Below are 6,001 nucleotides of genomic sequence, written 5' to 3'. Positions count from 1 at the left end.
AAGAAATAGAGACGGCTTTTTTAAAGATACCCTAATTCTAATTGAACTAATTGGTGAAGTCGTTTGGAACATCTTAACGTTTATACCAAGATTGACAATTCGCTTAATAGGTAACAATGACTGTGAATAAAACAATCAATTTTATAAAAGCGGGTGCGTTGGTCTAAAAGAATAAAGCCCCTTTAAAGGTCTTATTGAACAAACGAGCAGGATAGTTCAATTAGAAATAGAGATACATGTAAATTAACTAATTATAATAAGGAGGATACCGATGAAGAAATTAATTCACGTCTTTTTAGGAATTATTATTATAGTCATGGGTTCCTTGATTCTTAGTATCACAGTAGATGATGAACTAATTAGAACTATAATGCTGAGAATCGTAGGCGTTGTCTTATTACTTACGGGAATCTACTATCTTAAAAGGGTGGCGAAGTTTGGGAGGCAATAAAGTTAATTCATATAGTAATTTTGTTGCTTATTCAACTAATCTATCTATATACTTGGCAATTCGTTTAGTAATTTGATTGTGCAATGAGTTTCTCACCACAAAATGAGACCTGTTACAAAGAGCAAAAGAGTTCTTCTTGAGTCAAAATAGTATCGTTAAAATCATGGTTAATATAATCATTAAGACGGCAGAACAAATGAATCTTCCTCTAGGTTGGTTTTGAATTTGTTTTGATTTAATTCATAGTCATTCTGAAGTTTTTGCTGATGATGCTCATCTGGAGGTGTGTACGCTGTGTAAGTTGGATTGGCTACCCTACTGCCGTGATAAATTGTTTTGGATAACGGGAAAGCAGAAATTAGCAACACTATCGCTAATCCAAATGCTATCATTTTTATTGTTTCGAGCGGGAATTCATGAGTAATAAAAAACAGTGTTAAAACGATAAGTAAATAAAGTCCTATTGAAATAACTAATCCGTAAAAAACAGTTCTCAATAATATCCCTCCCAAATGTGCTGTACGATTTAAAGTTTGGTTTATTTGCTGTTCCTTCTTATCTTTGGTTATGTTAACTATCTGCAAGGTTAATTAGATAAAATTAGTTAGTACAAACCCCATGAAGAAAGCAAACAGCGGAAACGTCAATGCTACATTTGCTAAATCCTGTCTAATAGCTGTGTTTTTCACACCTTTCCCCACTCCAAAATCAATCAAGCTAATGACTATCGCAAATAACAGGATAAACATGATGTTGATCTCGATCATGAAGATAGTATAAAGTACGAGAGAATAGATCCAGTAGATGGACATGGAAAGCGGGAGGTAAGTTTTTACATGATGCTTAGTTTCAATACCTTCTAAAAATGAACCTGCGATGATGGAGAAAATGATAAAAATGGTTCCGAAAGAAAAAGATAATATATTAAAGAAATCACCACTCAGTAAATCACCCTCCAATAAGAGAAAAGACCACATGGTAACAGAACCAATAAACAAAGATCGAAGAATTCGACTTGAACTCACCGAGCATCATCTCCAAATGTTAACTTTAGAAGCCATTTAAAAGTAACAAATAAAACATCTAATGAATCAATTATATAAGAAGCATTTCATGAACTACTTACTTATTTTAACATGAATTCCCTATTTCTTCTTATTCAGTTGTTGGGGAGAAATCGTAAAACTTAGCTAGGTTGGTTAGATAAGATAATACATTTGCTTTCTTTATAGAGCTACCAAAACGGTGGCTTTTTTATAATATATATCATTCCCTAAGAATATATCGTATTATAAGATATAAATAAGGAGGGGTTTATTGTGACTCTAAACAAAACAATCAAAACTATTAATGAAAATTGGACTGATATATATCATCTACTCCATTACGTTCATCAAGAGAATATCTCGCACCAAGCTATACGTTTATTGCAACACATTGAAAAGAAGAAAGAAATAACGATAGGTGATTTAGCTACATACTTAGGTGTTACACATAATACTGCTTCTGAACACATTAAAAGACTAATTAAAAAGGGCTTTGTATCCAAAGAAAGAAGTGTAGAAGATGAAAGGAAAGTATTTGTCATTTTAACTAAAGATGGGAGGGAAGTATTGTATAGAAATACACGATTGGATAATGAAAAACTCAAAAATGTATTAGAGAATCTTGATCCATCAGATATTGTAATGATAGAAAAAGCATTTGTTCTTCTTAGTCAGGAGGCGAAGAAGTGTTTTTAATTACAAAGATTCTGGTCTCAGCAATCATTATTGGATTAGTAACAGAAGTAGCAAGATTTTTTCCGAAGTATGGTGGAATAATTGCTGCTTTGCCCTTAGTCAGTTTACTGAGTTTGTTTTGGCTTTATATGCAAGGAGAACAAACTACCAACCTAAGCAAATTTGCCTTGGGGGTCCTATGGGGGTTTCCTGCTACTGCTGTCCTATTAATTATAGTAGCAGTATTATTGAAAGCTTCTTTCTCACTATTAATCTCAATAGGATTTGGAGTTGGTGGATGGATTCTATTTTTAATAATTCAAGATTTTCTTGTAAAGAAGGCATCACCATTCTTCTAATTTAATGGGTGCATAGATTCAACTACTTCTTGTGGTACTAACAGGGGTTAAGAAGATCATTAACATTTATTAAATAAACTAATATTTATAATTATTAGAGAAGCAAAGATGACTGATTCTGTGGAAGTATCAAGGCTATGCTCGCAATTGGGTTACAAAGAGGGATTCACCTTGTTGGTTTCATTGGGAAAATAATCAGATTTGGATAATAGGTAATCCTTCAGATACTTTCCCAGAGAGAATAAGAAATATCCCCAAATGTGGGATAGGAATTGTTGATTTTGACTATAAAAAGGGGATTGTTTTACACGCTGATTTAAGAGGTGAAGGAAAAGTTGAACCGTTTAACAATACGGATACTGTCTAAGTATTTGGGACCGAATGAGGATGAATGGGTTCGACGTTTTAGGAATTTGGATGATAGTAATCTATTGATTTGTTTTGTTCCTCAAACAGTGATGGCTCGAGACCAATCGTATTTAGAACTTAAACTTTAGAAGGGTTATGCTCTTTCTTTCACTACCATGAAAATAAACTTCTGTAATTAGGAAAAACGGCAATACGAAAGAAGACGCAGCTCATTTCTTGCTAATACCCTTCCCGAGAGTCCTCGTTCATTCTAGTTTGTTCTTAAACAAACGGGGTGCAATAGTTAAGGAACTCTTGCAATGGCAGTGGAGAACCCAAAAACCACTATAATGGAATTAACTTCACTTTAAAGGAGGACCCCCTAATGATTATCGGATTACATCACGCTCAAATTACTATACCAAAGGGCGCTGAAGAACAAGGTAAAGATTTTTATTGTAATGTATTAGGATTAAATGAAATCGAAAAGCCTGATTCTCTTAAAGGGAGAGGAGGATTCTGGCTACAAGTTGGAGACAAAGAAGTGCATGTTGGTACCGAAGAAGGGTTCGATTGGTTAACTACAAAAGCTCATTTAGCCTATCAAGTAGAAGATATTTCTCACTGGAGAAAAGTATTAGATGAGAACAACATAAAAATGTTAGAATCAGTTCCAATTCCAAACTATGAACGGTTTGAATTTAGAGATCCTTTTGGTAACAGAGTAGAAATGATAAAAGCAACTTAAAAAATCATATTCAACAATCGGGTAGCAATCCTTTAAATGAGCAGGGATTGCTCTTTTGCTTATTGAAGTAAAGGTGCATGGAATGGAACAATAATATTAATATTATATGGAATTATATTGAGAGGTGTAGTTTATGATAGTAGTCAGTTCTTGTTTAGCTGGATTAGAAGTAAGGTACAACGGTACACATAGTTTAGATAAGAAGATAAGTAAATTGGTTGAAGAGAACAAAGCTGTCACAGTCTGTCCTGAATTGTTTGGCGGATTTTCAACCCCAAGGGAACCTGCTGAAATAGTAGGAGGAGACGGAGAAGATGTACTTGATGGAAAGGCTAAAGTGTTGGATAAGACTAATAAAGATGTAACCGAACTTTACATAAAAGGGGCTTATACTACATTAGAAAAAGCTCAAAAAATTAATGCAACCCTAATTGTTCTCAAAGAGAATAGTCCATCCTGCGGTAGTTCGCTTATTTACAATGGCGAATTTAGTGGTGAGAAAATTGTTGGGAATGGAGTTACTTCTGCGTTACTTAAAAGAAATGGATTACAAGTAATCTCAGAAGAACAATTTGTTAAAAATTACGTTTAATTATTCAAGTGACGGGGGCGCTGATAAAAAAGTCAGCGTATTTCTTGTGCTATCGGGGACGTTTAGGAAAAGAAACAAATATAGTATTGGAGATGAAATGATGAACAAAGAATTAGAAAAAGCAATTGATTTACGGAAAAGGGGACATTACAAAGAATCAAACGAATTATTAATGAGATTAGTAGAGGAGTTTTATAATGATGCTTCGATTAACTACCAATGTGCTTGGAGTTTTGACATATTAGGTGAAGAAGCTAAAGCTGTACCTTTTTATGAAAATGCTATTAAATTTGGGTTGCCCCCAACAGATTTGGAAGGAGCCTTATTGGGATTAGGTAGTACATATAGAACATTGGGTGAGTATGAAAAGTCAAAAAGTACGTTTCTAAAAGGGATGGAACTATTCCCTGATAATAGAGCTATGCAAACGTTCTATTCAATGACCTTATATAATTTGAATGAACATAGTAAAGCTATGGAGCTATTGCTAAAATGCTTAATATCTACGACTAAAGACCCTAATATTTCCAGTTATAAAAAATCAATTGAATTCTATTCGGATAAATTAGACGAAATTTGGAATTAGTTTGTGAAAAGTTGAATTGCATTAACGGGTGCGTTGCTTGAACAGGGTATGTCCTTACCTCTTCAACTAACGGGGCAGGTTTGTTCAAGAAGACAATAGCTTTTTCATTCTTGACAGGCGATGCTACTCTGTTATACTATATACCTAGTAATAAGTAATACTGAATACCGGTGATACAGAGTACTAAAAATATAAGTAAAATACAAATGGAGGAAAAACATTTGGAAAATATCACGGAAATGCTGAAAGGGGTGCTTGAGGGTTGTGTGCTTGAAATCATCAGCAGGGGTGAAACATACGGCTATGAAATCACGCAGCAACTGCGAGAACTCGGCTTTACTGATGTGGTTGAAGGCACAGTTTATACCATTACCATGCGGCTTGAGAAGAACAATCTGGTGGACATAGAGAAAAAGCCATCCACTGTGGGACCGCCTAGGAAATTTTACACACTCAACGTAGCAGGTCAAGAGAAACTAGAAATCTTTTGGGAAAAATGGGGTTTTATCTCAAGTAAAATTAACGAACTCAAAACTAAGAAAATCAAAAAGGAGAATGTAAAATGAGTATTTTTGAAAAAATTATCGGAAGTCTGGAAGACAAGCGGGAATGGAAGGCGATGGAAGCACGTGCGAAGGCACTTCCAAGTGAGTACTGTAACGCTTACAAAGCTATCCAAAAATATATGTGGACTGTTGGTGTTGGTCCAACCGACTGGAAGGACAGCAGCCGTATCTTTCGCAACATTCTCGAACTCTTCGAGGAAGGAGCAGTGGAAGGTAAGAAAGTCACTGACCTTACGGGTGAGGATGTGGCTGCTTTCTGCGACGACCTAGTGAAAGATGAAAAAACTTGGAGTGACAAGTATCGCAAGAAGTTGAACGATACCATTGGTCGTGGCTAACGATAAAACCCTAGTGTTTGTTCAATGAATTTCATTAAATTAAGAATATAACACCAAACTTACAAAAGTTTGTGAAACAATGTACTTAAGCTAACGGGTGCGTTTCTGCAATAAAGCAGGAACGCATTTTTTTGTGTAACAAAAAAAGGAAATTAATGTTAAAATTAAGCCAGCGGATATTCAAGTAACAGAGCAGAATAGTTCAATAACAATGTTATAATAATTTATCATTGCGTACTATTAGAGGTGATTAGTTTGGAGATAAAAAAAGCAAGTGAAGAAGATATAAAAG

The 6,001-nt window shown here is 34.7% G+C and carries 9 protein-coding genes; 7 read left to right on the top strand and 2 right to left on the bottom strand.

The window, feature by feature from the left end; genetic code table 11:
• Nucleotides 1-630 precede the first annotated feature (630 nt).
• On the bottom strand, nt 631-948 hold the full coding sequence (locus RYX56_RS21000) for a hypothetical protein (protein ID WP_317123945.1): 318 nt from the start codon (nt 946-948) through the stop codon (nt 631-633).
• A gap of 93 nt (nt 949-1,041) precedes the next feature.
• Nucleotides 1,042-1,476 carry a hypothetical protein gene (locus tag RYX56_RS20995; protein ID WP_317123944.1) on the bottom strand — a complete coding sequence of 145 codons (435 nt, stop codon included), beginning with the start codon at nt 1,474-1,476 and terminating at the stop codon, nt 1,042-1,044.
• A gap of 294 nt (nt 1,477-1,770) precedes the next feature.
• Between RYX56_RS20995 and RYX56_RS20990 the strand changes: the two genes are divergently transcribed.
• From RYX56_RS20990 to RYX56_RS20960, 7 genes are all read left to right on the top strand, one after another.
• Complete coding sequence (locus RYX56_RS20990) at nt 1,771-2,193, top strand: MarR family winged helix-turn-helix transcriptional regulator (protein ID WP_317123943.1); 423 nt, start codon at nt 1,771-1,773, stop codon at nt 2,191-2,193.
• Entirely contained in the window at nt 2,184-2,531 is a 348-nt protein-coding gene (locus tag RYX56_RS20985; RefSeq protein ID WP_317123942.1) for a DUF3147 family protein, read from the top strand. The genes RYX56_RS20990 and RYX56_RS20985 overlap by 10 nt, the downstream gene beginning before the upstream one ends.
• A gap of 733 nt (nt 2,532-3,264) precedes the next feature.
• Nucleotides 3,265-3,627 carry a VOC family protein gene (locus RYX56_RS20980; RefSeq protein WP_317123941.1) on the top strand — a complete coding sequence of 121 codons (363 nt, stop codon included), beginning with the start codon at nt 3,265-3,267 and terminating at the stop codon, nt 3,625-3,627.
• 133 nt (nt 3,628-3,760) lie between these two features.
• Nucleotides 3,761-4,219, top strand: a complete 459-nt coding sequence (locus RYX56_RS20975; protein WP_317123940.1) for a 2-thiouracil desulfurase family protein — start codon at nt 3,761-3,763, stop codon at nt 4,217-4,219.
• A 100-nt stretch (nt 4,220-4,319) separates the two neighbouring features.
• On the top strand, nt 4,320-4,805 hold the full coding sequence (locus RYX56_RS20970) for a tetratricopeptide repeat protein (RefSeq protein ID WP_317123946.1): 486 nt from the start codon (nt 4,320-4,322) through the stop codon (nt 4,803-4,805).
• A gap of 221 nt (nt 4,806-5,026) precedes the next feature.
• The gene (locus tag RYX56_RS20965; protein WP_317123939.1) at nt 5,027-5,371 is read left to right on the top strand and encodes a PadR family transcriptional regulator; all 345 of its coding nucleotides are present in this window, start codon (nt 5,027-5,029) and stop codon (nt 5,369-5,371) included.
• Nucleotides 5,368-5,709, top strand: coding sequence for a DUF1048 domain-containing protein (locus tag RYX56_RS20960; protein ID WP_317123938.1), 342 nt, complete (start codon nt 5,368-5,370; stop codon nt 5,707-5,709). The genes RYX56_RS20965 and RYX56_RS20960 overlap by 4 nt, the downstream gene beginning before the upstream one ends.
• Nucleotides 5,710-6,001: the final 292 nt, after the last annotated feature.

It is taken from the genome of Alkalihalophilus lindianensis, from assembly GCF_032843265.1.
GTDB classification, from domain to species: domain Bacteria; phylum Bacillota; class Bacilli; order Bacillales; family Bacillaceae_D; genus Alkalihalophilus; species Alkalihalophilus lindianensis.
The sequence above is the reverse complement of the archived record's forward strand: the minus strand, read 5'-3'. Positions and strand labels throughout refer to the sequence as shown.